General features: G+C 55.0%; 25 protein-coding genes. 7 read left to right on the plus strand and 18 right to left on the minus strand.

Going from position 1 to position 24,294, the window contains the following annotated elements; genetic code table 11:
- Window positions 1-192: 192 nt before the first annotated feature.
- The gene (locus tag C813_RS44960) at window positions 193-414 is read left to right on the plus strand and encodes a hypothetical protein (protein WP_017459764.1); all 222 of its coding nucleotides are present in this window, start codon (window positions 193-195) and stop codon (window positions 412-414) included.
- Here the strand turns inward: C813_RS44960 and fre are convergent.
- Window positions 407-1,108 (minus strand): NAD(P)H-flavin reductase, encoded by a 702-nt coding sequence (gene fre / locus C813_RS44965; RefSeq protein ID WP_017459763.1) that lies wholly within the window; start codon window positions 1,106-1,108, stop codon window positions 407-409. The two genes, C813_RS44960 and fre, sit on opposite strands and share 8 nt — an antisense overlap.
- Complete coding sequence (gene ubiD / locus C813_RS44970) at window positions 1,105-2,613, minus strand: 4-hydroxy-3-polyprenylbenzoate decarboxylase (RefSeq protein WP_167579026.1); 1,509 nt, start codon at window positions 2,611-2,613, stop codon at window positions 1,105-1,107. The genes fre and ubiD overlap by 4 nt, the downstream gene beginning before the upstream one ends.
- A gap of 170 nt (window positions 2,614-2,783) precedes the next feature.
- Between ubiD and rfaH the strand changes: the two genes are divergently transcribed.
- Window positions 2,784-3,272: a transcription/translation regulatory transformer protein RfaH gene (gene rfaH / locus C813_RS44975; RefSeq protein WP_017459761.1), complete on the plus strand. Its 489-nt coding sequence runs from the start codon at window positions 2,784-2,786 to the stop codon at window positions 3,270-3,272.
- Window positions 3,273-3,280: 8 nt separating this feature from the next.
- Here the strand turns inward: rfaH and tatD are convergent, their stop codons facing one another.
- The 9 genes from tatD to udp form a co-directional block, all read right to left on the minus strand.
- Window positions 3,281-4,063 (minus strand): 3'-5' ssDNA/RNA exonuclease TatD, encoded by a 783-nt coding sequence (gene tatD / locus C813_RS44980; protein WP_025263768.1) that lies wholly within the window; start codon window positions 4,061-4,063, stop codon window positions 3,281-3,283.
- A 42-nt stretch (window positions 4,064-4,105) separates the two neighbouring features.
- A complete protein-coding gene (tatC, locus tag C813_RS44985) occupies window positions 4,106-4,870 on the minus strand; it encodes a Sec-independent protein translocase subunit TatC (RefSeq protein WP_017459759.1) in 765 nt (254 codons plus the stop codon).
- A 2-nt stretch (window positions 4,871-4,872) separates the two neighbouring features.
- Complete coding sequence (gene tatB, locus C813_RS44990; RefSeq protein ID WP_017459758.1) at window positions 4,873-5,397, minus strand: Sec-independent protein translocase protein TatB; 525 nt, start codon at window positions 5,395-5,397, stop codon at window positions 4,873-4,875.
- Window positions 5,398-5,400: 3 nt separating this feature from the next.
- On the minus strand, window positions 5,401-5,664 hold the full coding sequence (gene tatA, locus C813_RS44995; RefSeq protein WP_017459757.1) for a Sec-independent protein translocase subunit TatA: 264 nt from the start codon (window positions 5,662-5,664) through the stop codon (window positions 5,401-5,403).
- 116 nt (window positions 5,665-5,780) lie between these two features.
- Window positions 5,781-7,421 carry a ubiquinone biosynthesis regulatory protein kinase UbiB gene (gene ubiB, locus C813_RS45000; RefSeq protein ID WP_017459756.1) on the minus strand — a complete coding sequence of 547 codons (1,641 nt, stop codon included), beginning with the start codon at window positions 7,419-7,421 and terminating at the stop codon, window positions 5,781-5,783.
- Window positions 7,418-8,023, minus strand: a complete 606-nt coding sequence (gene ubiJ, locus C813_RS45005) for a ubiquinone biosynthesis protein UbiJ (RefSeq protein ID WP_017459755.1) — start codon at window positions 8,021-8,023, stop codon at window positions 7,418-7,420. Before ubiJ ends, ubiB begins: the two co-directional genes overlap by 4 nt.
- Window positions 8,024-8,034: 11 nt before the next feature.
- Complete coding sequence (gene ubiE / locus C813_RS45010; RefSeq protein WP_017459754.1) at window positions 8,035-8,790, minus strand: bifunctional demethylmenaquinone methyltransferase/2-methoxy-6-polyprenyl-1,4-benzoquinol methylase UbiE; 756 nt, start codon at window positions 8,788-8,790, stop codon at window positions 8,035-8,037.
- 66 nt (window positions 8,791-8,856) lie between these two features.
- Window positions 8,857-10,314, minus strand: a complete 1,458-nt coding sequence (rmuC, locus tag C813_RS45015) for a DNA recombination protein RmuC (RefSeq protein WP_017459753.1) — start codon at window positions 10,312-10,314, stop codon at window positions 8,857-8,859.
- Window positions 10,315-10,449: 135 nt separating this feature from the next.
- Window positions 10,450-11,211 carry a uridine phosphorylase gene (gene udp / locus C813_RS45020; protein WP_017459752.1) on the minus strand — a complete coding sequence of 254 codons (762 nt, stop codon included), beginning with the start codon at window positions 11,209-11,211 and terminating at the stop codon, window positions 10,450-10,452.
- Window positions 11,212-11,470: 259 nt separating this feature from the next.
- On the opposite strand from udp, the gene C813_RS45025 reads away from it, so the two are divergent.
- A complete protein-coding gene (locus C813_RS45025; protein ID WP_017459751.1) occupies window positions 11,471-12,277 on the plus strand; it encodes a dienelactone hydrolase family protein in 807 nt (268 codons plus the stop codon).
- A gap of 44 nt (window positions 12,278-12,321) precedes the next feature.
- Here the strand turns inward: C813_RS45025 and metE are convergent, their stop codons facing one another.
- Window positions 12,322-14,583: a 5-methyltetrahydropteroyltriglutamate--homocysteine S-methyltransferase gene (gene metE / locus C813_RS45030; protein ID WP_017459750.1), complete on the minus strand. Its 2,262-nt coding sequence runs from the start codon at window positions 14,581-14,583 to the stop codon at window positions 12,322-12,324.
- Between the two features lie 249 nt (window positions 14,584-14,832).
- On the opposite strand from metE, the gene metR reads away from it, so the two are divergent.
- Window positions 14,833-15,786, plus strand: a complete 954-nt coding sequence (gene metR, locus C813_RS46685) for an HTH-type transcriptional regulator MetR (RefSeq protein WP_017459749.1) — start codon at window positions 14,833-14,835, stop codon at window positions 15,784-15,786.
- On the opposite strand, the gene C813_RS45045 is transcribed toward metR, so the two are convergent.
- From C813_RS45045 to pldB, 3 genes are all read right to left on the minus strand, one after another.
- The gene (locus C813_RS45045) at window positions 15,674-16,573 is read right to left on the minus strand and encodes a carboxylate/amino acid/amine transporter (protein WP_017459748.1); all 900 of its coding nucleotides are present in this window, start codon (window positions 16,571-16,573) and stop codon (window positions 15,674-15,676) included. The genes metR and C813_RS45045 overlap by 113 nt on opposite strands.
- Window positions 16,574-16,677: 104 nt before the next feature.
- A complete protein-coding gene (yigL, locus tag C813_RS45050; RefSeq protein ID WP_017459747.1) occupies window positions 16,678-17,478 on the minus strand; it encodes a sugar/pyridoxal phosphate phosphatase YigL in 801 nt (266 codons plus the stop codon).
- 25 nt (window positions 17,479-17,503) lie between these two features.
- A complete protein-coding gene (pldB, locus tag C813_RS45055; protein ID WP_017459746.1) occupies window positions 17,504-18,496 on the minus strand; it encodes a lysophospholipase L2 in 993 nt (330 codons plus the stop codon).
- A gap of 109 nt (window positions 18,497-18,605) precedes the next feature.
- Between pldB and rhtB the strand changes: the two genes are divergently transcribed.
- Window positions 18,606-19,226: a homoserine/homoserine lactone efflux protein gene (gene rhtB, locus C813_RS45060; RefSeq protein ID WP_017459745.1), complete on the plus strand. Its 621-nt coding sequence runs from the start codon at window positions 18,606-18,608 to the stop codon at window positions 19,224-19,226.
- 37 nt (window positions 19,227-19,263) lie between these two features.
- On the opposite strand, the gene rhtC is transcribed toward rhtB, so the two are convergent.
- The 3 genes from rhtC to pldA form a co-directional block, all read right to left on the minus strand.
- Entirely contained in the window at window positions 19,264-19,884 is a 621-nt protein-coding gene (gene rhtC, locus C813_RS45065; protein WP_017459744.1) for a threonine export protein RhtC, read from the minus strand.
- Between the two features lie 61 nt (window positions 19,885-19,945).
- Complete coding sequence (gene recQ, locus C813_RS45070; RefSeq protein WP_017459743.1) at window positions 19,946-21,772, minus strand: ATP-dependent DNA helicase RecQ; 1,827 nt, start codon at window positions 21,770-21,772, stop codon at window positions 19,946-19,948.
- Window positions 21,773-21,839: 67 nt separating this feature from the next.
- Window positions 21,840-22,709, minus strand: coding sequence for a phospholipase A (gene pldA / locus C813_RS45075; protein WP_025263770.1), 870 nt, complete (start codon window positions 22,707-22,709; stop codon window positions 21,840-21,842).
- Window positions 22,710-22,868: 159 nt separating this feature from the next.
- Between pldA and yigI the strand changes: the two genes are divergently transcribed.
- Together yigI and rarD are read left to right on the plus strand one after the other, a co-directional pair.
- Complete coding sequence (gene yigI, locus C813_RS45080) at window positions 22,869-23,336, plus strand: acyl-CoA thioesterase YigI (protein WP_017459741.1); 468 nt, start codon at window positions 22,869-22,871, stop codon at window positions 23,334-23,336.
- Window positions 23,337-23,391: 55 nt separating this feature from the next.
- Window positions 23,392-24,288 carry an EamA family transporter RarD gene (rarD, locus tag C813_RS45085; RefSeq protein ID WP_017459740.1) on the plus strand — a complete coding sequence of 299 codons (897 nt, stop codon included), beginning with the start codon at window positions 23,392-23,394 and terminating at the stop codon, window positions 24,286-24,288.
- The last annotated feature ends 6 nt before the right edge of the window (window positions 24,289-24,294 follow it).

Here is a 24,294-nt window from a genome sequence, read left to right on the forward strand (position 1 = left end):
ACAGAGCGGATCCCCGGCGCGCAGCCGGGGTGAGCGAAACAGCCAGCAGTGCTGATGGCGATGAGGGCAAACGCCATTGGTGCCAGAGCAAGGCGGCAACTGAGTGAATACCCGGCAGCATAGTGGTATGTAACCGGGGTGAGCGAAAGTAGCCAACACCGCAATGGCGTCAAGGGTAAAGAGAAGGTTTAGTTGCCGTTCTTCCCGCCTGTCAGGGGCGGGTTTTTTATTTCTGTTATCCGGCAGGCAGGTGACCACAGCATAGATAATGAAGAAAAGGCGATGTTAAAACCGTTGGTGACAGAGCAAGACGGCAATAAATCAATCCCCGACAGCATAGCGAACTATGTGATCGGGGAAAGCGAAGGCAGCCAACGCTGCCAGAATGACGGAGGTGAAGACAGGCTTAGATAAACGCAAAGGCATCGCCAAACAGGCGATCTTCACGCGCACCGCGCTCATTACAGAACAGATCGCGGGCAATTTTCGCCATCTCGAAGCGGCCAGCAATATAGATATCGTGCTCGGCCAGCGAACCGAAATCCTGCAACACCGCAGCCAGCACTGTGCCTGAGCGACCGCGCCAGCCCGCTTCCGGCTGCTCAACGACAGGCACAACACGCAGATTCGGATGATCCACTGACAACGCTTCCAGCTCGCTTAAATCGTAGAGATGTTTCTCTTCGCGCCCCCCCCAGTAAATGGTGATGTCACGATTCGGGTTTTGCGCCAGAGAGGTCAGCAAAATAGAGCGGACATAGGAGAAGCCGGTACCACCGGCAATCAGCACCATCGGACGTTCTTCATCGTCACGCAGCCAGGCCTCGCCGTGCGGAATATCGATAACGATTTCCCGGTCTTTCAGAATGCGATCCATCACCGCCATCGCGTAGAGATTCAGCTCAGACGCGCCAATATGCAGTTCGATAAAATCATGCTGATCCGGCGTAGAAGCCATAGAGAACGGGCGCTTGTCTCGCTCATCCATCACCACCATCAGATACTGGCCCGCGCGGAACGAAAAAGCCGCCTCCGGCACTAAACGGACACGATATACGGTATCAGTGATGGCCTCTACCGAGGTCACTTTACAGCTTAAGGTTGTCATGCGCTCTCTCTGTCGGGTCTATTTTCGTCGTTCAGTATGGCCAGTTCATCCCAGATGGCGTCGATTCTTGCCGTAACTTCCGGGTCTTTCTTGATGGGGCGGCCCCATTCACGCTGGGTCTCACCCGGCCATTTATTGGTGGCATCCAGTCCCATTTTGGAGCCCAGACCGGAAACCGGCGAGGCAAAATCCAGATAATCAATCGGCGTGTTTTCCACCAAAACCGTATCCCTTGCAGGATCCATTCGGGTGGTAATCGCCCAAATAACATCATTCCAGTCGCGGGCGTTCACATCGTCATCGCACACGATCACAAACTTGGTGTACATAAACTGACGCAGGAAAGACCAGACGCCCATCATTACGCGCTTGGCGTGACCGGGATACTGTTTCTTCATGGTGACTACCGCCAGGCGATAAGAGCACCCTTCCGGCGGCAGGTAAAAATCAACGATTTCCGGGAACTGCTTTTGCAGGATCGGCACGAACACTTCGTTTAGCGCCACGCCCAGCACTGCCGGCTCATCTGGCGGGCGGCCAGTATAAGTGGAGTGGTAAATCGCATCTTCGCGCTGCGTAATATGGGTAACCGTAAGCACCGGGAAATTATCAACTTCATTGTAATAACCCGTGTGATCGCCATACGGCCCTTCCGGCGCCATCTCACCCGGCTCAATATAGCCTTCCAGCACAATTTCTGCACTGGCCGGAACTTCCAGATCGCTTGATACGCACTTCACCACTTCGGTTTTAGTGCCGCGCAATAACCCGGCGAAGGCATATTCAGACAGCGTATCCGGCACCGGCGTCACCGCGCCAATAATGGTTGCCGGATCGGCGCCCAGCGCCACCGCAACCGGGAAACGCTCGCCAGGATGCGCTGCCTGCCACTCCTGAAAATCGAGCGCACCACCGCGATGGGAAAGCCAGCGCATGATTAATTTGTTTTTACCGATCAACTGTTGGCGATAAATGCCCAGGTTCTGCCGCTCTTTGTGCGGGCCACGCGTCACGGTCAGCCCCCAGGTGATCAGCGGCGCAGCGTCTTCGGGCCAGCACTGCATAATCGGGATGTTGCGCAGATCAACATCATCACCCTGCACTACTTTTTGCTGGCAAGGGGCACCGCGCAGACGTTTTGTCGGCATATTCAGCACTTGCTTAAACTGCGGCAGTTTATCGAACAGATCGCGAAAACCTTTTGGCGGCTCCGGCTCTTTGAGAAACGCCAGCAGTTTGCCCACGTCCCGCAAAGCACTGACATCCTCTTGCCCCATGCCCAGCGCGACGCGGCGCGGCGTGCCAAATAAGTTGCACAGCACTGGCATGGTGTAGCCTTTGGGATTTTCAAATAACAACGCCGGGCCACCCGCACGCAACGTGCGATCGGCTATTTCCGTCATTTCCAGATAAGGGTCAACCGGAAGAGTGATGCGTTTCAGCTCGCCCTGCTGCTCAAGCAGCGTCAGGAAGTCGCGTAGGTCGTTGTATTTCATGCGGTCTATTATCGCCTCCAGGTAAGGGGCTTATTATACGGTGTTCGCCCGGCGGTTGCTGTATTTTTGTTAAATCTGCGTGAATTACAACGACATCTTTAGGCGCAGGTTATAATCAACTTAGCCATCATGCTGCGGTTTTGATATTCTTGCGCCCGAACTTACGGAAAAGAGTCATTATGCGATCCTGGTATCTACTTTACTGCAAACGTGGCCAGCTCCAGCGCGCCCAGGAACACTTAGAACGCCAGGCGGTCAGCTGTCTGACGCCTATGATTGCACTGGAAAAAATGGTGCGCGGCAAACGCACAACAGTGAACGAACCTCTTTTCCCGAACTATTTGTTTGTGGAGTTTGATCCTGAGGTGATTCATACCACCACGATCAACGCCACGCGCGGCGTCAGCCATTTCGTCCGCTTTGGCATGCACCCGGCAACCGTTCCGCAATCCGTCATTCAGCAACTTTCGCTTTATCAGCCAGAAGGGATTACCGACCCTGACACGCCTTATCCAGGCGATGATGTGGTGATCACCGAGGGCGCACTTGAGGGGTTGCAGGCAATCTTTAAAGAGCCGGACGGCGAAGCGCGCTCCATGCTCTTACTCCACCTGCTTAACAAGCAGGTACTGCAAAGCGTCAAGAACACCGATTTTCGCAAGGCGTGAGCGGCGCGTTAAAAATCCACGCCGAATAACCGCCGCACGTTCTGATCCGTTACCGAACCCAGCCACTGGGCATCTTCACCACGAAGCTCAGCCACGGCGGCAAGAATATGCCCTAACAGGGCCGGTTCATTACGCCGCGACGCAGGCTTTGGTTTGAGATCGCGCGGCAGTAAGTACGGCGCATCGGTTTCAATCAATAGCCGCTCGGCGGGGATCAGTGGAACCACCTCACGTAACTCCAGCCCGCGACGTTCATCGCATACCCAGCCAGTAATGCCTAAGTAGATACCGCGATCGAGACAATCTCGCGCTTCCTGCGCTGAACCTGTGAAACAGTGCAGCACCGCGCCGGGCAACTTATCCAGCCACGGATCCAGCAGCGTCAGAAAGCGGTCGTGCGCATCGCGGCAGTGCAGAAACACCGGCATGTTTAGCTCGGCGGCCAGCGACAGCTGCGCGCCGAAAGCGTACTCCTGCTCCTGCGGCGTCGAAAAATTACGGTTGAAATCCAGCCCACATTCACCCACGGCAACAACTTCCGCTGTAGCCGCCAGCGTGCGGATCGCCTCTGCGGTTTCATCCGTCCAGCTACTGCTATCGTGCGGATGTACGCCAGCGGTGGACCAGCAATAACGATAGCGTTGAGCGAGTTGCTGTGCCTGCTGGCTTTCATGCAGGTTGGTTCCGGTAATGAGCATACCCGTCACACCCGCCGCTTGCGCCCGCGCCACAGTGTCATCCTGGTCTTTTGCAAACTGACTGCTGGTTAAATTCACACCGATATCAAACATGCTTTTTCCCATACAACAACCGCCCTGACGGGCGGCTGGTAGTTACTCTTCGCTGGTTTCTGTTTCGTTCTCTTCGTCCGGAATGCGACGCTTACCGACGTAGAAGCGAGCAAAAAAGACGCCGACTTCGAACAGGCAATACATCGGGATTGCCAGTAAGGTCTGCGAGAAGACATCCGGTGGTGTTAGCAACATGCCGACAACGAATGCGCCAACCAAAACGTACGGACGTTTTTGCCGCAGATCGGCAGGTGTGGTCACGCCCATCCAGCACAGCAGCACAATGGCAACCGGCACTTCAAACGAAACACCAAAGGCCATAAACAGCGCCATCACGAAGCTGAGGTAACTGGCGATATCGGTGGAAACCTGCACACCTTCCGGCGCGGTGTGTGTCAGGAAACCGAAGGCCAGCGGGAACACCACGAAATAGGCAAACGCCATGCCGATGTAAAACAACAGCGAACTGGAAACCAGCAGCGGCACTACCAGACGACGTTCATGCTTGTATAGCGCCGGAGCGACAAACGCCCAGACCTGATACAAAATGACCGGCGCGGAAAGGATCAGCGACACCATAAAAGTCAGCTTGATCGGCGTAAAAAACGGTGAGGCCACGTCGGTGGCAATCATCGTCGCGCCCAATGGCATCTGCTTGATGAGCGGTGCGGAAACCAGTTGGTAGATATCATTCGCGAAGTAAACCAGCGCGAGGAAAATCACGATAACGGCGATGATGCAGTTCAGCAGACGCTTACGCAGCTCAATAAGGTGTGCGATCAGCGGTTGGGTATCGTCTACAGCCATGTTCAGGATTTATCACTTGAAGAAGGTGTGGAGTCGGAAACCGGCGAGGCCGCTTGCACCGTAGACGTCACCTGCGGCGCTTTTTTCGTTTCTGCAGCGTCAGGGACTTGCTGCGGCGAACTGGCCTGGTTTTCAGCAGCGGCAGGCGTAACGCCTTCATGCTGCGCTTCGTTATCTTTTACCACCGGGTTATGGATGGTATGTGCTTCATCGCTGGCTTTTTCGGCATCGTTAGCACTATAGGAGCGCTTCATTGATTCCGCCGCCTGGCGCAGCTCATCCATCGACTGCTTTAACTCTGGCGTCAGGTTTTCCAGGCTCGCTTTTTCCACCTTTTTCAGGCTGTCCTGAAACTCCTGCAGCTTCAGTTCCTGCGTCAGTTCATTCTGCACTGTCGTGGCCAGCGAGCGCAGCGCGCGAACCCAGCCCGCCACAGTGCGCACAGCCACGGGTAGCCGTTGCGGCCCTAATACCACGAGGCCAATGATGAAAACGAGTAACAGTTCGCCAAAACCTATATCGAACACGAATTACACCTGCTCTTTGTCGTGACGTTTTTCGTCTTTTTTAGCGTCGTCGGATGTCTCGCTGTCGGAAAGAGACTTTGCCGTAAAATCCGCATCTTGTGCCGATTTATCCTGCTTTTCCTCTTTATCTTCGTCACCCATGGCCTTTTTGAAGCCTTTAATGGATGCGCCCAAGTCGGAACCAATAGAACCGAGCTTTTTGGTGCCAAACAGCAGCACAACGATGACCGCAATAATCAACAACTGCCAAATGCTGATACCACCCATACATAGTCCTCTGTAACAGATGATGTTAAAAAGAGGCCCCAGTATACACTTTATCCATTAAGCTGCCTCTTTGTTGACAGCTTCTGTGCACCAGGCCCACCCGGGCGGCGTTTCGCTTATCGTGTTTTATACCAACCCACACACCAGGCCAGAACGCCACCTACCATTAGCCATGCAGGCGTTAAACCCCATTCTGGTCGATTAATCAGTAACAATGTGCCGCTCAATAATAAGGTCGCGCCAATGCCGAACAGATAACGAGATTGCCCCTGCCGAACATGGTTTACCTGTAATTCATTGGCAATCTTATCCACGCTTTGCTGCAAATGCTTGCCTTGCTGCAACCCGTTGTAGATCAGTTCAGGAATTTCCGGCATTTTCTCGATCCAGAATGGGCCTTTCTCTTTCAGCGCTCTGACCAGCGCTGGAATACCCACCTGATCTTTGATCCACGTTTCAAGGAAAGGTTTCGCGGTTTTCCATAAATCCAGTTGCGGATAGAGCTGACGGCCGACACCTTCGATATAGAGCAAGGTTTTCTGCAACAACACCAGCTGCGGTTGCACTTCCATATTAAAGCGACGTGCCGTGTTGAAGAGGTTGAGCAGCACATGACCAAAGGAGATTTCCGCCAGCGGCTTTTCAAAGATCGGCTCACAAACGGTGCGAATGGCAAACTCGAACTCTTCTACATTGGTATCTGGCGGAACCCAGCCTGAATCCACATGCAGCTCCGCCACTTTGCGATAGTCGCGGTTAAAGAAGGCGATAAAGTTTTCCGCCAGATAGCGTTTATCTTCTTTGTTCAGCGAACCGACAATACCGCAGTCAATACCGATATATTGCGGATCTTCCGGATGGTCGTAGCTAACAAAAATATTACCCGGATGCATGTCGGCATGGAAAAAGCTGTCGCGGAATACCTGGGTGAAAAAGACCTGCACACCACGTTCGGCCAGCAATTTTAAATTGGTGCCGTTTTTCTCCAGCGCAGCAACATCGGAAACCGGAATGCCATAAATACGCTCCATCACCAGCATGTTTTGGCTGCAATAATCCGAGTAGATTTCCGGTACGTACAGCATTGGGCTGTTTTCAAAGTTGCGGCGCAACTGGATCGCGTTAGCGGCTTCACGCAGCAGATCCAGCTCATCAATCAGCGTCTTCTCATACTCGCGCACCACTTCACGCGGGCGCAGGCGGCGACCATCCGGTAACAGGCGTGGAACCCAGCCCGCCAGACGGTAGATCAGTTTCAGATCCGCTTTGATAACTGGCAGAATGTCCGGGCGAATGACCTTAATCACCACCTCTTTGCCACTCTCTTTCAACCGCGCTGTATGCACCTGCGCAATGGACGCAGAGGCTAGCGGTTCAATGGCGAAGTCATCAAACCAGGTTTCAACCGGAAGATCACCCATCGCTTTTTCAATTTGCTTTTTAGCAAGATGACCATCGAAGGGGGCAACGCGATCCTGCAACATCGCCAGTTGATCGGCAATCAGCGGCGGGAATAAATCACGGCGGGTAGACAACATTTGCCCGAATTTAATCCATACCGGCCCCAGCTCCTGCAAGGCAAGACGCAGGCGTTCCCCAAGCGGTTTATCTTTATGCCGGTTCGGCATCCAGAACAACAAGCGACGCCAAATCCGCAGCGGCAGGGTGATACGCATTTTGGGAATGAGCTCATCAAGCCCGTAACTTAAAAAGGTTTGGATGATGAAATAGAGGCGCCGTAATTCTCCAGGCGTCATTTGCCCTCCAGTTTATCCAGGCGTTTGGCTAAGGCATCCGCAGCCCTTTCGACAGCAGCCGTTTCTTCAGCAAACCAGGCAACTTCCAGTCCGCCCGGCGCAAGGCGCCACTCTTCCGTTATCACTTCAGCGACATAGCGTTGCTGGCGTTGAAAACCGTGTTGCAGAAAGCGTGCCCCACCGCGCAGGAATTTACTGATCCCCTCAGCAGCGATATCGCCTGTCCATGGCGCGAGGATCTCGGCAGGATCGAATTCCGCCAAATCCATCAGCGAAACCAGGTTTTGCACTACCTGGATATCGCCCTGCACTTCCAGCTCGCCGCTGCGAATAAGCGCGGTCAGCTGCTGGCGGTCGCGCAGCTTCGGCAGTACCCGCAGTTGCGTAATCACGGAACAGTCGGCCTCCCCTTCCCACTCGCCTAACACATCAATCTGGCGCTCACTGAACACCAGCACAAAGGGAGAAGAGAACTCTTGCAGCACTACGCGCAACACCTTGCCATGCAAACGCTGGCGCGCGGGTTTCAGCGCGCCTTCACGGTATAAAAACGTATTCAATACACGTTCAATTCCGGCGGCAACCATCGGCTTAAAAGGCATACGCACTCCTGTCAGAATTTGTAGCCACGGTGCAGAGCAACGATACCGGCCGTCATGTTGTAGTAATCGACGTTTTCGAAACCGGCGTCCTGCATCATCGCTTTCAGGGTCTCCTGATCGGGATGCATACGGATAGATTCAGCAAGATAGCGATAGCTTTCCGCATCGTTTGCTACCAGTTGACCAATACGCGGCAGGACGTGGAAAGAGTAAGCGTCATAAGCTTTGCTCAGCGGTTCAATAATTGGCTTGGAAAATTCGAGCACCAGCAGGCGGCCGCCCGGTTTCAAAACGCGGAACATGGATCGCAGCGCTTTCTCTTTTTCCGTCACGTTACGCAGACCAAACGAGATAGTGATGCAGTCGAAAGTATTGTCCGGGAACGGCAAGGCTTCAGCATTTGCCTGCACATATTCTACGTTACCGATCACGCCGAGGTTGCGCAGTTTTTCGCGCCCCATTTTCAGCATCGAATCGTTAATATCTGCCAGTACAACCTGGCCGGTTTCGCCCACCAGGCGGGAGAATTTCGCCGTCAGATCGCCCGTACCACCGGCCAGATCGAGAACTTTCTGCCCACGACGCACGCCGCTGCAATCAATGGTAAAGCGCTTCCATAAACGGTGAATGCCCATCGACATCAGATCGTTCATCACGTCATATTTTGACGCGACCGAATGGAAGACGTGCGCCACCATGTCGGCTTTGTTTTCTTTGGCGACGGTCTGAAAACCAAAGTGTGTTGTCTCTTTTGAATCTTCCGCCATCTTAGTGCCTGCTATTCAAGAAATTGTTTGTGAAGTGTATCAGATTGGAGGCGATTGCCCTACGATTCAACCACCCGAAGAAGCCTTCGAGTCAGGCTCATCGCCCGCGGCCATGCTATCTAATGCATTGTCTTCAAAGCAATCGAGGGAATCGTTTTGCCCGGAACGCAAACGGAACTCTTCGTCCTGATCCTGCGCTTGCGCCGCTAATTCCGGATTAATCTCGCGTTTGATTTCAACACCGAGCCCGCGAAATGCCTCTGTCTGGGCCAGCAAATTGCCGCGCCCGGAACTCAGTTTTTTCATCGCCTGACGGTAATTGTCCTGCGCTTTATCCAGGCTCTGACCAATGGATGACATGTCGTCAACGAACAGGCGCATTTTGTCATACAGGCGGCTCGCCCGCTCCGCGATCTGCTGCGCATTGCGGCTTTGATGTTCATAACGCCACAGGTTGGCAATGGTGCGTAGCGCCACCAGCAGCGTGGTAGGGCTGACCAGCATAATGTTATTTTTCAGCGCTTCGGTGATCAGTTCAGGCTGCCTGTCCAGCGCAATCAAAAAGGCCGGCTCCACCGGAATAAACATCAAGACATAATCCAGGCTGCGCAGCCCCGGCAGTTGCTGATAATCCTTACGACCAAGCAGGCGAATATGGTTTCGTACCGAGGCGATATGTTCTTGTAACGCGCCTTCGCGCGTAAAGTCGTCGTCGGCATTGAAGTAACGTTCGTAGGCGACCAGCGTCATTTTGGCGTCGATCACCACATCTTTGCCCTGCGGCAGACGCACGATCACATCCGGCTGCATCCGCGCGCGATGGTCATTTTCAATACTGACCTGGGTTTCGTATTCATAGCCTTCACGCAGACCAGAGGCTTCCAGTACGCGGGTCAGCACCACTTCGCCCCAATTACCCTGGGTTTTGTTATCGCCTTTCAGCGCACGCGTCAGGTTTATCGCTTCCTGCGCCATCTGGGCATTGAGCTGTTGCAGGTTGCGAATTTCATGCGCCAGCGTATGCCGTTCACGCGCTTCCTGACCAAAGCTATCCTGCACCTGGCGGCGAAAACCATCAAGCTGTTCGCGCAGCGGCGTTAACAGCCCGTTCAGACTTTGCCGGTTTTGCTCATCGACGCGGCGATTGCTCTGCTCAAAGATGCGGTTAGCGAGATTTTCGAACTGCTCGCTCAAGCGCTGCTCGCTGCTGTGCATCTGGCGCAGTTTCTCTTCGGCATGTAATTGCGTAGATTCAAGCCGGGTCGTCACTTCGCGCAAATCAGCTTCCAGCGAGCTATTGATATGTTGCAGGCTACGCAGTTCGTTATTGAGCAACTCGCACTCTTCGCGCCAGTGTTCGTTTTGGGTTATCTGCTGCCGGGCGGCGCTCAGTTCGCTAAAGACATCACGCTGCTCCGCGAGCAGATCCGCCTGCTGCTGCGCCCCGCGCCAGCTTGCTGCCAGCCAGCCGACCAGTAAACCCGCCAGCGCAACGGCTGCCATGACGATGATTGAAGTGTCCACCACGTCCCCTTAGTGATAACGCATATAGCGGAGGATTGTGCTGTATAAACGTCCAGTTTGGAAGGGGTTTTCCTGCGAAGCCGTTCGCAAAAAGAAAAGGCCGAACGCGTCGGCCTTAGCAAATGGGAAGGTGAATTACAGAAGACGACGCGCCGCTTCCACCACGATTTTCACCGCGTGGCTTTCGGTCTGCTTCATGGTTTCCGCATTCGGGATCTCTTGCTGGGTGCGGTTCACAATCACACCGGCAACCATGCCTGCACGCAGCCCCTGGCTTGCGCACATGGTCAGCAGCGTGGCGGATTCCATTTCATAGTTCATCACGCCCATCGACTGCCACTCTTCCATGGAACCTTTAAAGCGGCTCACCACGCGGCCAGAGTAAGTGTCGTAACGCTCCTGGCCTGGGTAGAAGGTGTCAGAAGAAGCGGTAACGCCGATATGTTTCGTCGCGCCAATCGCATCCGCTGCCGCAACCAGCGCAGTAGTGCACTCAAAATCCGCCACTGCCGGGTATTCCATCGGCGCAAAGTGCAGGCTCGCGCCGTCAAGGCGCACGGACGCGGTGGTGATCAGCACGTCGCCAACATTAATGTGCGGCTGAATCGCACCGGTGGTGCCCACGCGCAGGAAAGTGCGGATGCCAAGCTGCGCCAGCTCTTCGACGGCGATAGAGGTTGACGGGCCGCCGATGCCGGTGGAACACACGATAACCGGTTTGCCATCCAGCTCTGCACGCCAGCTGGTGAATTCGCGGTGGGAGGCCAGTTTGACCGGCTTATCCATCAGCGCGGCGATCTTTTCCACACGCTCCGGATCGCCAGGGACGATGGCCAGCGTAGCCCCTTGTAAATCGTTTTTGGTGAGGCCGAGATGAAAAACATCAGACTTGGACATAACAGACTCCTCTGTGGTCGGTTTTATCAGTAGAGGCAAAAAGATACTTTACAGAAGGCACGGACATAATTTCGTGACTGATATCACCATGAATGAAACTGATTGCATTTCATTTCCATAAATTAGTGACTTACATCACATTAACATGTCATATCCCACAACTCAGCAGCAAAGATAGTCTACGGCACGGTGATTTGCGCGCGCGGCAGGCCTTCCCGTCTATAGTTATTGAAGCGCTAAAAAAGGTATGGAGAATGCCATGACAACCAACAACACACCAGGCTTTGCACCTGCGGCTTCACCCCTTGCTTCAACCGTTGTTCACACGCCGGAAGACGCCTTAATCGCGGGCGAAACATCGATTCCGACACAGGGCGAGAACATGCCCGCTTTTCACGCCCGACCGAAAAATGCCGAAGGCCCCTTGCCGATTGTCATTGTGGTACAGGAAATTTTCGGCGTGCATGAGCATATTCGCGATCTGTGCCGCCGTCTGGCGCTGGAAGGCTACCTCGCCATCGCGCCGGAGCTCTATTTCCGCCAGGGCGATCCGAATGATTTTGCCGATATTCAAACCCTGCTGAGCGGCCTGGTAAGCAAAGTACCGGACGCGCAAGTGCTTGCTGATTTGGATCACGTCGCCAGTTGGGCGGCGCGTAACGGCGGGAACGCTCACCAACTTTTAGTGACCGGTTTTTGCTGGGGCGGACGCATCGCCTGGCTGTATGCCGCGCACAATCCGCAGTTGAAAGCCGCCGTCGCCTGGTATGGCAAGCTGGTGGGGGATAAATCGCTCAATTCTCCGCGTCACCCGGTGGATATCGCCACTGAACTTACCGCGCCAGTGCTCGGTTTATATGGCGCACAGGATACCGGCATTCCGCTGGAGAGCGTGGAAACCATGCGCCAGGCGCTCAGAGCCGCGAACGCCAAAGCGGAAATCATCGTCTATCCTGAAGCGGGCCACGCGTTTAATGCGGACTATCGCCCAAGCTATCACGCGGAATCCGCCGCCGATGGCTGGCAGCGGATGCTGGCATGGTTTGCGCAGTACAGTAAAAAGTAAGTTTTTTTGCGCCGCCGGTTTCATACCGGACGGCGCGGTAAAGCTTACTGTTGGCGCAGGTTCTGCGCGGCTTTCACCATGTTTGCCAGCGCGCTACGGGTTTCCGGCCAGCCGCGGGTTTTTAGGCCGCAGTCCGGGTTCACCCACAAGCGTTGTGCGGGGATGCGCTGTGCCGCTTTCTGCAACAGCGCTTCAATCCACTCAACGCTCGGTACGTTCGGCGAGTGAATGTCGTACACACCTGGGCCGATTTCGTTCGGGTACTCAAACTCTTCGAATGACTCCAGCAGTTCCATATCCGAGCGCGAGGTTTCAATGGTGATCACATCGGCATCCAGCGCGGCGATGGAATCCATGATGTCGTTGAACTCGCAATAACACATATGGGTATGGATCTGCGTGTCATCTTTCGCCACCGCCGCGTTAATGCGGAAGGCTTCCACACCCCACGCCAGATAGGCATCCCAGTCGCTGCGACGCAGCGGCAAGCCTTCACGCAGTGCCGGTTCATCAATCTGGATAATGCCAATCCCCGCCGCTTCCAGATCCGCCACTTCATCACGCAATGCCAGCGCGATTTGTTTGGCGATGGTTTCGCGGCTCACATCTTCGCGCGGGAACGACCAGCAAAGAATGGTCACCGGGCCGGTCAGCATCCCTTTCACCGGTTTATCGGTCAGCGACTGCGCGTACTTCGCCCACTCCACGGTAATGGCTTCCGGGCGGCTGACGTCGCCGATAACCACTGGCGGTTTCACGCAGCGGGAGCCATAGCTCTGCACCCAGCCGTTTTGTGTAAAGACGAAACCATCGAGGTTTTCACCGAAGTATTCCACCATGTCATTACGCTCGGCTTCACCATGCACCAGCACGTCTAAACCCAGACGTTCCTGCTCGGCAATCGCCTGTTTGATATGTTCGGCGATACCCGTGCGGTAGTTGCCCGCATCGAGATGGCCTTTTTTGAAATCCAGCCGCAGGCCGCGAATTTCCGTGGTCTGTGGGAAGGAACCGATGGTGGTGGTCGGCCAGGCGGGCAGCTTAAAGCGCTCGCGCTGGGCTTTCGCGCGCTCGGCGTATGGGCTGTTACGCTGGCTATCCTGCGCGGTGATCGCCGCCAGACGCTGTGCCACTGCCGTGTTGTGAACGCGCGTAGAGTGGCGACGTGCCTGAATCGGCGCGCTCCATTCCACCAGTTTTTCCGTATTACCACTGTTTAGCGCATCGCGCAGCAGCGCCAGTTCATGGCATTTTTGCAGTGCAAAGGCGAACCAGCTTTTCACTTCCGCATCCAGACGCGTTTCAACACTCAGATCGATCGGGCTGTGCAGCAAAGAACACGAAGAGGCAACCCACAGCGGACGTTTACCGACCACTTCGTTGATTTGCGCATATTTTTCGCTGAGATCGGCACGCCAAACGTTACGGCCATTCACCAGACCGGCAGAGAGCAACCAGTCGGCAGGCAGACGCGAGTGCAGCTCGGCCACGTTGTCCTTGCCGTGTACCAAATCAACATGCAGCCCCTGAACCGGCAGTGCGGTAATCACATCAAGGTTCGGCGTCACGCCTTCAAAATAGGTGGTCAGCAGCAGCTTCAACTGGCCGGAAAGCGTGTCGTAAGCCGGTTTAAACGCATTCAGCCAGGCTTGCGGCAGCTCCAGCACCAGCGCTGGTTCGTCGATTTGTACCCACTCGATACCGCGTTTTGCCAGCTCGCCAAGCACCTGTTTGTAGACCGGCAGGATGTCGCTCAGCAGGCTTAAGCGGTCAAACTGTTCGCCTTTCACTTTACCCAACCACAGGTAAGTGACCGGACCAAGCAGCACAGGTTTCACCTTGTGGCCGAGCGCCAGCGCTTCGTCTACTTCGTCCAGCAGTTGCGTCCAGGTCAGTTTGAACTGCTGGCCTTTGCTGAACTCCGGCACCATGTAGTGGTAGTTGGTGTTGAACCATTTGGTCATTTCCGCTGCTGCCGCCGGTTCGCCAGTGGGCGCACGACCACGGCCAATGCGGAACAGGGTGTCGATATCCACGGAGCCGTCGTTGTTCTGATGACGAGCCGGCACATTGCCCAGCAGCAGGCTGGTGGTCAGAACATGGTCGTACCAGGCGAAATCGCCCACCGGCAGCAGATCGATACCGGCCTCTTTTTGCTGCTCCCAGTGACGGGCGCGCAGCTCGCGCCCTACCGCCAGCAGCGCTTCACGGGTGGCGTTACCCGCCCAGTAGCTCTCTTGCGCTTTTTTCAACTCGCGGCGCAGGCCAACGCGAGGGAAACCGAGGGTGTGATTCAGTACAGTCATGTCTTCTTCCTCTTTGTATTTTTTAGATTCTGAAGGTCAAACTCTAAATAGTTCGGCTTGCAGGAAGGCGGCAACGCAGCGAATCCCAGGAGCTTACTCCAGTAAGTGACTGGGGTAAGCGAGGCAGCTAACGCACCTGCAAGTCGAAATATGACGAGTTTTAGACGTCCAGATGTTTACACATCCATATTGTGTAGGTACTGTATATTCCTCAAGCGCAAAATGTTCATGCCGGAGTGAAGGACTTTCATGATCGAAATTAAACACCTGAAAACGCTACAGGCGTTACGAAACAGCGGGTCGCTGGCGGCGGCGGCGGCAACGCTGCATCAAACGCAGTCCGCGCTTTCCCACCAGTTCAGCGATCTGGAACAGCGCCTTGGCTTCCGTCTGTTTGTGCGTAAAAGCCAGCCGCTGCGCTTTACGCCGCAGGGTGAAATTCTGCTGCAACTGGCGAATCAGGTGCTGCCGCAGATTAGCCGCGCGCTGCAGGCCTGCAATGAGCCGCAGCAAGCCACGCTGCGCATCGCTATTGAGTGTCATAGCTGTATTCAGTGGCTGACGCCTGCGCTTGAGAACTTCCGCCAGAACTGGCCGCAAGTGGAGATGGATTTCAAATCCGGCGTCACGTTTGATCCGCAACCCGCGCTGCAACAGGGCGAGCTGGATCTGGTCATGACCTCCGACATTCTGCCGCGCAGCGGCCTGCACTATTCACCGATGTTTGATTTTGAGGTGCGGCTGGTGCTGGCGCCGGATCATCCACTGGCGGCGAAAGCACGGATCACGCCGGACGATATCGCCAGCGAAACGCTGCTGATCTACCCGGTGCAGCGCAGTCGCCTGGATATCTGGCGTCACTTCCTGCAACCGGCGGGCGTGAGTCCGTCGCTGAAAAGTGTGGATAACACGCTGCTGCTGATTCAGATGGTTGCCGCACGGATGGGCATTGCGGCGCTGCCGCACTGGGTAGTGGAGAGTTTTGAGCGCCAGGGTCTGGTGGTGACCAAAACCCTGGGCGAAGGATTGTGGAGCCGGCTGTATGCCGCCGTGCGCGACGGCGAGCAGCGTCAGCCAGTAACGGAAGCGTTTATTCGCTCAGCGCGGAATCACGCTTGCGACCATCTGCCGTTTGTGCGGAGCGCGGAGCGACCCAACGGCGATGCACCCACAGCGAGGCCATTATCACCGCACCACCAATAATAAAGCTCGGCCAGTGCGGCTGTTCCTGCCAGATAGCGAGATTAACCAGTAACCCGGCGGGAACATGCACATTGTTCATGATGCCGAGCGTCCCGGCGTCCACCTGTGTGGCGCCGTAGTTCCACATAAAATAACCCAGCCCGGAAGCCACCACACCCAGCCACACCAGCACGCTCCACTGCAGCGTCGTGGTCGGCAGCTTCTGCGGGTTACCCATCACAAACCACGCCACAACGGCGACCACGAATGCGCCAAGATAAAACCAGGCGAACGCATTGTGCTGCGGCATCGGGCGCGTCTCCATCAGGCGTTTATAGCCGACCATGCCGATAGCAAAGCTGATATTCGCCAGCTGCACCAGAATCAGGCCTATCCAGAAGTGATCGCTCACTTTGTCGTAGCGAATAATCGCCGCGCCAATCACCGCCAGCCCGGCGCTCAGTGCGTAGCTCCAGCGCAGCCCGCGCTTGCTGAGCAGATCGTAAATCAGGGTGATATACAGCGGCGTGAAAACGGTAAACAACAGGAATTCAGAGACCGTCAGGTAGAGATACGCCTGGAAGCTGAACAGGTACATAATGCCCAGTTGCAGCGCGCCCACCAGCATATACAGGCCAATGGTCTTGAGGTTATGCCCACGCGTGCGCAGAAAAGGTAAAAAGACCAGCGCCGCCAGCCCCACGCGCATCAGCACGGAGAAGTAGCTGTCGACATGGCCCGCAAGGTATTCGCCAATCAGGCTAAAAGAGAAAGCCCACAAAATAGTGGTGATGATGAGTAACGCCACAATGAATGTCTCTCCGATGAGTGGACAGGCATTGTAGCGAACTCAGTTGCGCAAAGTTTGAGTATTTAGTTGACGAGTGATTAATTTAAAACCACTCGTCAATCTTATTCGAGAAATAGCTTACGCAGGTAATGCGGTACCGCGTTATCGGCGTTGGTGCCAATCACTTCCAGCTCCGGGTGCAGCTCTTTCAGGCGCTGGTGGGCGTTACCCATAATGCAGCCTTTGCCCGCCATCGACAGCATTTCCGCGTCGTTCATGCCGTCACCAAAGGCGATGCACTCTTTCAGGCTATAACCCAGCGCGTCCGCGACCGCTTCCAGCGCATGCCCTTTCGACACGCCACCCGCCATCACTTCCAGGCAGGTTAAGGTAGAGAAACTAACGTTCACGCGATCGCCCCAACGGGCATTGATGGCTTGCTCCAGCGGCAGCAGTTTTTCATGGCTTTCGCAGCTGAAGAAAACTTTACTGATCCCTTCCGGCTCAAGCAAACCCGGCTCATACAGCGAATACTGGAACACCGCTTCTTTAAAGAAACGCATTTCATCCGGACGGTGACGGTTCATGAACCACTCATCGTTGCGGTAGACGTTAGTAATGATATCCGGCTCGTTATGCACCACGCCGAAAAGATCGGTGGCGATATCGCGATCCAGGTTATGGGTGAACACCAAATTACCATCGGTGTCGTGTACCCGCGCACCGTTGGAGGTGATCATGTAGGCTTTAATGCCCAGATTGTCGCGGATTTGCCCGACATCCACATGGTGGCGGCCGGTGGCGAAGACGAAGTTGACGCCGCGCGCGGTAAGCAGTTTTAACGTTTCTTTGGCAAAGGGCGACAGTGTGTGGTCGGGGGAGAGCAATGTGCCATCTAAATCAGATGCAACAACCTGGTACATAAGAAAATTTAACCTCAATAATTCATCAGTTATGCCGGTCGAAGAATTCGACGATGGCGTTGAGCGCGACCGAGCGCATGGCGTCCTTTTCAAAAAGGATCTCATGGTACGCGCCTTGTATGACCAGCGGTTTCCCCCCTTCACAAGGGTGGCCCGCTGCGGCGCGTCGTTCACAGAAGCGTTGATGCATGCGGTTATCGACCACGTGCTCCTCTTCTGCCTGAATAATCAATGTCGGCGTGGCGTCTTTTTCCGCCCCCGCCAGCGCGTGTTCACCGGCTAAGATCCCTTCGCGTACCCAGTGCCAGGTGGGCCCGCCAACGCGAAGCTGCGGTTCATCGGCGTAAAAACGCAAATTACGGCGATAGCGCTCGCGGCTGTGGGTTAATACGTTTATCGCGAACGGCAACGGGCGCCAGCTCCCGGTGCCAATGGCGTAACCCTCACGAAGACTCGGGTAGCTTTCGGCCCAGTCCAGCAACGGGCGAACCATCCATTCCGGCAGACGAATGATAATGCCGAACATGGGCGCGCACAGGGCAATCGCGTCGCAGGCTTGCGGATAGCGCTGCAAGAACAGAGTGGAAATCGCGCCACCCATTGAATGAGCAAGAATATAGCGTTTGCGCCACGGCCCGCTGGCCACTTCCTGATCCCAGAACGCTGCCAGATCGTCGACATAATCGCTGAATTTCACCACATGGCCACGATGCGTGTCCGGCAACATCCGCCCGGAACGTCCCTGGCCGCGATGATCGATAATCAACACGTCATAACCGAGGTGGAACAGGTCATACGCCAGCTCTGCGTATTTTACGTAGCTTTCGATGCGGCCGGGACAAATCACAATCACGCGATCGTTACTTTGCGCGCGAAAACGGACAAAACTGACCGGCACATTGTCCACGCCGGTAAAGACCGCTTCTTCCCGCGAACGCCAGAAATCCATCAGTGGTCCCATGGTAAAAGCCGCGAACGCTTTTTCTCTGGTTTCCCATGCCGTTTTTTGCCGAAACATTGGGATTTCGCCCCTTTTAACCATGTAAAATCGTTTTTTTGTGACCAATAGCAAATTCCGCTGACAATAGCGTATTGTGGCATAAAAACAGACATCCAGGGAGATTCTCATGACCTTCGAATGGTGGTTCGCTTACCTGCTGACATCCTTAATTCTGAGCCTTTCCCCCGGCTCCGGCGCGATTAACACCATGTCTACGTCCATCAGCCACGGTTATCGCGGCGCGGCGGCGTCCATTGCCGGGCTACAAACCGGCTTAGGCATTCACATCGTGCTGGTTGGGGTCGGTTTGGGCACGTTATTTTCGCGCTCAATACTGGCCTTTGAAGTGCTGAAATGGGCGGGCGCGGCTTACCTGATTTGGCTTGGCGTCCAGCAGTGGCGCGCCGCTGGCGCTATTGATCTCAATACGCTGGCGAAAACCCAATCGCGCGGTCGTTTGTTTAAGCGCGCCGTATTCGTCAACCTGACCAATCCGAAGAGCATTGTTTTTCTCGCCGCGCTGTTCCCGCAGTTTATCGTTCCGCATCAACCGCAAGTGATGCAATACGTGGTACTCGGCGTGACCACCATTGTGGTGGATATCGTTGTGATGATTGGCTACGCGACGCTGGCGCAGCGTATTGCGGCATGGATTAAAGGCCCGCATCAGATGAAAGCGTTGAACAAAGTATTTGGTTCGTTGTTTATGCTGGTTGGCGCGCTGCTGGCATCGGCAAGACACGCCTGAGAAGAGAGCCGGATAACTGCTATCCGGCTTTTATCGCTTAGCGGGAAATAATCAGGTGAATACCAAAACCGGCGAACAGTGCGCCAGCAAAACCATCAATCCACTTCGCCAGACGCTGATAACCCCGGCGGATTTGCGGTAAGGCAAACAGGCTCGCGACCACGGTAAACCAGGCGAACGTTTCCACCGCAATCAGCATAAAAATACCCCAGCGCGCGCCAGCGCCCACGCTATCGCCAACAAACAGTGAAAACACTGAGCCAAAGTAAATGATCGCTTTCGGATTGGCGAGATTGGTCAGCAACCCTTTGATAAAGCTGCGTCCGCTGGCAGCCAGCTCAACCTGCGGCACGTCGCTGCTTTGCTGATCTTTTTTCAGCGCACCGCGCAGCATTTGGTAACCCATCCAGCATAGATACAGGCCGCCGCCGACCATAATGATGTTATGCAGCCACGCCATTTTTGCGAGGATCAGGTTCAGGCCGAGCAGCGCCACGCCGGCCCAAATCATGACGCCTGTGGTGATACCGAGCACGCCCATCATCGCTTCTTTGCGCGAGCGGCTGACAGCGGTTTGTGAAACGAAGAAGAAATCGGGGCCGGGGCTCATCAGTGCGACGATATGCACCAGCGCCACGGTGAGAAATAACATCAACATAGATAACTCGCGGGAAAATAGTTCAGGGGGAAACCATCCTCCCATTTTTTTCGCAGGCTGACTACTCTTCTTCGCCGTCGACATGGGCGCGGATCAGCGCCATAAACTCCTGGCCGAAGCGCTCAAGTTTGCGCGTTCCCACACCGTTGACGCTGAGCATTTCACCGGGAGAGAGCGGCATCTGCTCGGCCATTTCAATCAGCGTCGCGTCGTTAAACACCACGTAAGGCGGAATGTTCTCTTCATCGGCGATCGCTTTACGCAACTTGCGCAGCTTGGCGAACAGCTTGCGGTCATAGTTGCCGACCGCCGCTTTCTGCATCACTTTTGGTTTCAGCGCCACCATACGCGGCACCGCCAGCATCAGCGGGACTTCACCGCGCAGCAGTGGACGCGCCGCTTCGGTGAGCTGCAACGCCGAGTGCTGAGCAATGTTTTGCGTGGCGAAACCTAAGTGAATCAACTGACGGATCACGCTCACCCAATGTTCGTGGCTCTGCTCGCGACCAATGCCATACACCGGTAATTTGTCGTGACCAAACTCGCGGATGCGCTGATTATTCGCCCCGCGCAGCACTTCCACCACATAGCCCATGCCGAAACGCTGATTCACGCGGTAGATAGCCGACAGCGCTTTTTGCGCGTCCTGTAAACCGTCGTACTGGCGCGGCGGATCGAGGCAAATATCGCAGTTACCGCAGGGCTCCTGGCGACCTTCGCCAAAGTAATTAAGCAGCACCAGACGGCGGCAGGTTTGCGCTTCAGCAAACGCGCCCATCGCATTGAGCTTGTGTCGCTCGATATCCTGCAACGGCCCGGCGGGTTTTTCTTCCAGGCAGCGGCGCAGCCACGCCATATCCGCCGGATCGTAGAACAGCATCGCTTCCGCAGGCAGGCCGTCACGCCCGGCACGACCGGTTTCCTGATAATAGGATTCGATATTGCGAGGAATGTCGAAATGCACCACGAAGCGCACGTTGGGCTTATTGATGCCCATACCAAACGCCACCGTCGCCACGACAATCTGCAAATCGTCGCGCTGGAACTGCTCCTGCACGCGCGCCCGCACCTCATTTTCCAGCCCGGCATGGTAAGCCGCCGCGCTAAAACCGCGACTTTGTAAACGGGCGGCGGTGTCTTCCACTTTCGCACGGCTATTGCAATAGACGATGCCGGATTTACCGCGCTGCTCCTGCACATAACGCAGGAGCTGATCGAGCGGCTTAAATTTTTCCATCAGCATGTAACGGATGTTCGGGCGGTCGAAGCTGCTGACCTGAATCAGCGGATCGTTAAGCCCCAGCAAACGCTCGATGTCGCGGCGGGTAGTGTCATCAGCGGTGGCGGTCAGCGCCATAAACGGCACGGAAGGCAGCATCTGGCGCAACTGGCCCAGCGCGGCGTATTCCGGACGGAAATCATGGCCCCACTGGGAAATACAGTGCGCTTCGTCCACGGCCAATAACACCGGACTCCACTGGCGCAGTTGATCGAGGAAGTTGTCGAGCATCAGACGCTCGGGGGCGATATAGAGCAACCGAATCTGGCCGTTGCGACAGCCGTTGATCACCTCAAACTGCTGTTCGCGGCTCTGGGTAGAGTTCAGGCACGCCGCTGCGACACCGTTTGCCAGCAGTTGGTCGACCTGATCTTTCATCAGCGAAATGAGCGGTGAAACCACCACCGTCAGGCCATCTAACACCAGCGCCGGAATTTGGTAGCACAGGGATTTCCCGCCGCCGGTTGGCATCACCACCAGGCAGTCGCGGCCACTGAGCACGGTATCGATAATGTCCTGCTGGCCCGGGCGGAATTGCTGGTAGCCGAAGGTCTCTTGCAAAACCTGTTTCGCCAGCGATTCCTGATTCAATACTTCCGCCTGTGCCACTCTGACCCCATTTGCCTGAAATAAAAACAGGCGCTATTTTCAGCGCCTGAGAGAGAAACTGCAATGCTTAAAACAGATCGTTAAGCATCACGCCCACGCCGACACGTGTCTGATTGAAATTGTAGTCAATCAACGATTCGCCGTACCCGCTGTAGACCTGCGTATAAAGACGTACGTGTTTAGTCACTGGGTAGCTTAGCCCGAGTTCCGCGCCGCCGTAGCCGGTATTCCAGTTATATTGTCCTTTTGCGCTGAGGATCGCATCACCAATCTGGTAGCCGATTTTCAACTGGTAATAACCCATATATTTGGTGATATCCGGGTTGTCATCAACCGATCCCACCACATACCACGGTTTCACCTCCACCAGCCAGTTACCGCTTTGCGCCATTAAGCGCGTATACGCGCGGTTCCAGCTGCGCGAAGTTGGATCGGAACGCCCGTTCGAATCGTGATTAAAGCCAAACTCCACGTCGCGCAACGTCCAGCCGGCAAACTCGTAATCCGTTGCAAAACCGAGGAACAGTTGTGGTTCGTAGTTGGTTTCACGGAATGGCGAGGACTCGCCGCTGTTTGACAGCTGCCACCAGGATTTTTGCGTGTAGGAACCACCGAACACCGAGTTTGGCCCCAAAATCCCGCGCCAGAACGGAAACGCCAGGCTGAGCTGGAACTTCACTTCGTCTTTACGCGCATTATCCGCCCAGTTATAGGAGCGAATCGCTTCTTTATTCAGATCGCTGGTATCGGTGTAGATAACGTAGTTGGATTCATAAGGATAGAGCGTGAACGGATTGTCGTGCTCCTGCAATAAATTGGCGATGATGCTGCCGCGCACGGCGGGTGCATCATGAACTTCTTTTACCGTCGCTTCTTGTGCGTAAGCCATAAACGGCAGTGCAAGCACTGCGAAAAACCAACCCAGAGAGGTCCGCATCGGTTTGCTGCTCCAAATCATATTGTTGAATTGACGAATTTCCCCGCAAGTATTCTACATATTTATTGAGTCACTGCTCATGTATCGGTTCCGAAAGTGGAAATCAACAATCAATAAGCATAAAATCAACATTTTATTAACTCATCGGATCAGATAGCCATGTCAGTTGTTCTCACAGCGGAAGAAGTCCTGAAAACGGTCGGCGAGATATTCGTTTACCACATGCCATTTAATCGTGCGTTGGGGCTGGAGCTGGAGCGCTATGAAAAAGAGTACGCGCAGCTGAGTTTCAATAACCAACCTATGATGGTCGGCAACTGGGCGCAAAGCATTTTACACGGCGGCGTGATCGCTTCCGCGCTGGATGTCGCCGCGGGTCTGGTTTGCGTGGGCAGCACGTTAACCCGCCATGAAACCATTAGTGAAGAGGAGCTGCGCCAGCGTTTAGCACGGATGGGCACGATCGATTTACGCGTCGATTACCTGCGACCGGGTCGCGGCACGCGTTTTACCGCCAGCAGCAGCTTGCTGCGCGCGGGTAACAAAGTTGCCGTCGCGCGCGTAGAGTTGCACAACGAAGAACAGCTCTATATCGCCAGCGCGACCGCCACCTATATGGTGGGGTGAGCCGCTCAGAAAAATCGGGTACCATGAGGATTCATTTCAGCTAAGAGCTTTCCCGATGGATGCAAAACAGACGCGGCTGGGCGTGCTTCTCGCCCTGGCCGCTTATTTTATTTGGGGCATTGCCCCGGCGTATTTCAAAACAATCTGGTTCGTTCCGGCCGACGAAATTCTTACGCATCGCGTGATCTGGTCTTTCTTCTTTATGCTGGCGTTGATTAGCGTGAGCCGCCAGTGGAGCAGTGTAAAAGCCCTACTGCAAACGCCAAAAAAGATCCTGCTGCTGGCGCTCTCTGCCGTGCTGGTCGGGGGAAACTGGTTGCTGTTTATCTGGGCGGTCAACCATAACCATATGCTGGAAGCGAGCCTGGGCTACTTTATTAACCCGCTGGTGAATATTCTGCTGGGGATGCTGTTTTTGGGCGAACGTTTTCGCCGCATGCAGTGGCTGGCGGTGCTGCTGGCGGCGATCGGTGTACTGGTACAACTGTGGACATTTGGTTCGCTGCCGGTCATCGCGCTTGGTCTGGCCTTCAGCTTTGCTTTTTACGGCCTGCTGCGCAAAAAGATTGCGGTGGAAGCACAAACCGGCATGTTGATAGAAACGTTGTGGCTGCTGCCGGTAGCGGCGATTTGGTTGTTCGGCATTACCGACAGCCCGACCAGCAATATGGGGCAAAACAGCCTGTCGCTTAATCTGCTGTTAATGGCCGCAGGTGTCGTAACCACCGTGCCGCTGCTCTGTTTTACCGGTGCGGCAACGCGTCTGCGCCTGTCGACGCTCGGTTTTTTCCAATACATTGGCCCGACGCTGATGTTCGTGCTGGCGGTGCTTTTTTACGGCGAACATCCCGGCGCGGATAAAATGGTGACCTTCGGTTTTATCTGGGTTGCGCTGGCTATCTTTGTCCTCGACGCCGTTTATACGCAGCGCGGTTTACGCAAAAAAGCCTGATTAAAC

Origin of the sequence: Kosakonia sacchari SP1 (assembly GCF_000300455.3) — a bacterium.
In the GTDB taxonomy this organism is placed as follows: Bacteria; Pseudomonadota; Gammaproteobacteria; order Enterobacterales; family Enterobacteriaceae; genus Kosakonia; species Kosakonia sacchari.